The 420-nt window shown below is 65.0% G+C and carries 1 pseudogene; it reads left to right on the top strand.

The window, feature by feature from the left end:
• A pseudogene (locus EOA29_RS40345) lies at nucleotides 1–420 on the top strand (ATP-binding protein); the annotation flags it as partial.

Below are 420 nucleotides of genomic sequence, written 5' to 3'. Positions count from 1 at the left end.
GCTTCGAGGTGTTCGGCAGGTCGGAAGGCTCGCCCTTCGCCATCTTCGGCGATGTCGAGCGCAAGATGTACGGCATCATGTTCCACCCCGAAGTGGTGCACACGCCGGATGGCGCCAGGCTGCTCCGCAATTTCGTCCACAACATCGCCGGCATCGAGGGCGACTGGACGATGCGCGCCTATCGCGAGCATGCCGTCGAGGCGATCCGCAACCAGGTCGGCAAGGGCAAGGTGATCTGCGCGCTGTCGGGCGGCGTCGATTCCTCGGTTGCCGCGCTCCTCATCCACGAGGCGGTCGGCGACCAGCTGACCTGCATCCTCGTCGACCACGGGCTGATGCGCAAGAACGAGGCGGCGAGCGTGGTGGAGATGTTCCGCCAGCACTACAATTTGCCGCTGATCCTGGTCGATGCCTCCGACC

The sequence above is a fragment of the Mesorhizobium sp. M1E.F.Ca.ET.063.01.1.1 genome, from assembly GCF_003998155.1.
GTDB lineage: Bacteria > Pseudomonadota > Alphaproteobacteria > Rhizobiales > Rhizobiaceae > Mesorhizobium.
Note: the sequence above shows the minus strand (reverse complement) of the source record. Positions and strands in the feature narration are given on the sequence as shown.